A 2277-nucleotide genomic window follows, 5' to 3' on the forward strand; every position below is an offset into this window, starting at 1 on the left:
ACCCGACAGTGGCCCGCCTCAGAGCAGGCTACCGCCCTTCGGAGCAGGCAGAAGCTAATCGAGGTTCGCGGGTTCCGGTTTGAATGTGCAGGTCGCTGCGCGCCTGATCTTTCGGTCTGGCGGCACATGACAAAAACTCTCATTTTGGCCGACGATACCCGGTCAGGAGCGGGTATCGCAGTCGAGAAGCGACCCGAGCACGTCCACAAGATGTGCCGAGTTTGCAAGGTGTGTCATTGTTTCTGTCAACGTTCGAGCGACAGCGCACGACGAAACGTCTGGCATACGCCTCGTCTGGCACGCGCCTCGCATATGTTGCAGTTGCTGCTGGAGATCAGGCGATCGAGTGGGCCTTGCAATTTTCCGATTTTGATGCGCCTAAAGTCTCGTGTACAAATCAGGCTGGCGTGAATGGCCTGCCTAAGTTGCGACTTATTACAAAGGAATGGATATGGCGACTGGAACGGTGAAGTGGTTCAACAGCACGAAGGGTTTTGGTTTTATTCAGCCTGACAACGGCGGTCAGGATGTCTTTGTCCACATTTCCGCTGTTGAACGAGCGGGCCTGTCGACCCTTAATGAGGGCCAGAAGATCAACTACGAGGTGGAACAGGATCGCCGCACGGGAAAGTCCTCTGCAGGCAGCCTCAGCAAGGCTGGCTAACGGTCCGGGAAAGCCTTGGCAAGGTTCGTCATCGCCGGAACGCATTGACGGCTCGAAACCCGGGCCGGAGCATGCAAGTTAATGCCGCGGCAGGGATTGCTGGAGCCATCATGAATTACTCTGGAAATGAGGCTCTTGGACGGGAAAGGCGGGGCTCATCCCCGCCCTTTGATTCCGCGCAGATTGGGCCAACGGCTGCTGCGCGTCCGAACGACTGTTGATACGGATTTAGGCTGCGACCTTCTTGCGGGTCCGTTTCGCCGGCGCCGTGGCTGGGGCTTCCGGCTCTTTCGGTTTGCGGCCGAGTCCCATGGTCTTGGCCAAGGCGGAGCGCGCAGCGGCGTAATTCGGCGCCACCATGGGATAATCCGACGGCAGACCCCATTTGGCGCGATATTCGTCTGGGGTCAGACCATAGTGCGTCGCCAGATGGCGCTTTAGCGATTTGAATTTCTTGCCGTCTTCAAGGCTAATGATGTAGTCCGGTTCGATCGACTTTTTGATCGGGACAGCAGGTTTTTTTACAGGCACAGGCTCTTCTGCCGGTATGAGTCCAGCCGTGCCGTTTAGAGCCCCGTGCACTTGGGCGATCAGGGCAGGAAGCTCCCCCGCCGGGACGGGGTTGTTGGAGACGTAGGCTGATACAACATCGGCAGTGAGCTCGATGAGGATGTCGGTCTTGTGGGGTTCTTCTGTCATAAACTTCTCCGGGCAGCTTGAAACACAGTTGGGCGAAGTGTCGCTTCATAGTGGCGGTTGCCGCTGAAAGCAAATGGATCGACGGGTGCGCTGCTCCTCCACCATTGAAGTCTCGGCGACGCATCCCGTCATCGTCCATCGCTAAAGGCAGCGTATTGAATTATGGGAGCGGTCGCGCCCGCCCCACCATAGCGATACAGCAAGACAATCAAAAAAGCCGGTCTTTGCTTGGCCCCAAATCTTTTCTCCTTTCGTGAACGCTGAGCTGCCAAGCTGCTACAGTTCACCTCGCGGGGCAACCGTGCACAACACAGGAGTTGCCCGAGCGATACATTCTTCACTTGCCGCTTATCAGCGCTGGTGATTGCACTTTGCAGCCTGCCTCCGGACCCGCAGCGCTCACGCTGTTGGTTTTGCGCCTGCAGGCGTCGGAAGTCGGATCGCCGCAGCTAATTTCCTCAGGCGGACGAATTCAACAAATCGATTGTTTGGATCGAAGGCATCCACACCATCGATGCCTCTAGAATATGATCCAGCTACAATCACCGTGCTGTAATGGCAGGGACGGCCAGCACAAGCGCGACACGATCCGGCGGGTCCATCGCTGCGTTACGTATTCATGGCTACTGCATCGGGCGCTCGGTCGACCGCCTTAAGCCAGGTCGCCGCATTGCGAGACGGTGACCGGCGAGGGAGAGGGCGCTCTGGCAACGAAGCGAGGCGGGTGGCCTTGCGGGTGGCCGCGTGATGTCATCCGGCTCTCCTGCCGATCTCTGCCGGCCAGATCTGGAGCAACTGTTTTGCATAGATATGGCTCTCTTCAGGGGGCCATCTATGATGGGAGCCGAGCGCGTGTTCGAGCCGGGGAACAGGCTGCGCATGCACTGTGCCCACCTATTGCGATCGTGCTAACC

The 2277-nt window shown here is 57.9% G+C and carries 2 protein-coding genes; one reads left to right on the top strand and one right to left on the bottom strand.

Annotation, left to right across the window (positions count from 1 at the left end):
- The first annotated feature begins 451 nt into the window (after positions 1 to 451).
- On the top strand, positions 452 to 664 hold the full coding sequence (locus tag EN994_RS27900) for a cold-shock protein (protein ID WP_008874821.1): 213 nt from the start codon (positions 452 to 454) through the stop codon (positions 662 to 664).
- Positions 665 to 892: 228 nt separating this feature from the next.
- Here EN994_RS27900 and EN994_RS27905 read toward each other — a convergent pair whose 3' ends face one another.
- Entirely contained in the window at positions 893 to 1363 is a 471-nt protein-coding gene (locus EN994_RS27905) for a MucR family transcriptional regulator (protein ID WP_024505385.1), read from the bottom strand.
- Positions 1364 to 2277: the final 914 nt, after the last annotated feature.

The sequence above is a fragment of the Mesorhizobium sp. M7A.F.Ca.CA.002.09.1.1 genome (genome assembly GCF_003998555.1).
Lineage (GTDB): Bacteria > Pseudomonadota > Alphaproteobacteria > Rhizobiales > Rhizobiaceae > Mesorhizobium > Mesorhizobium ciceri.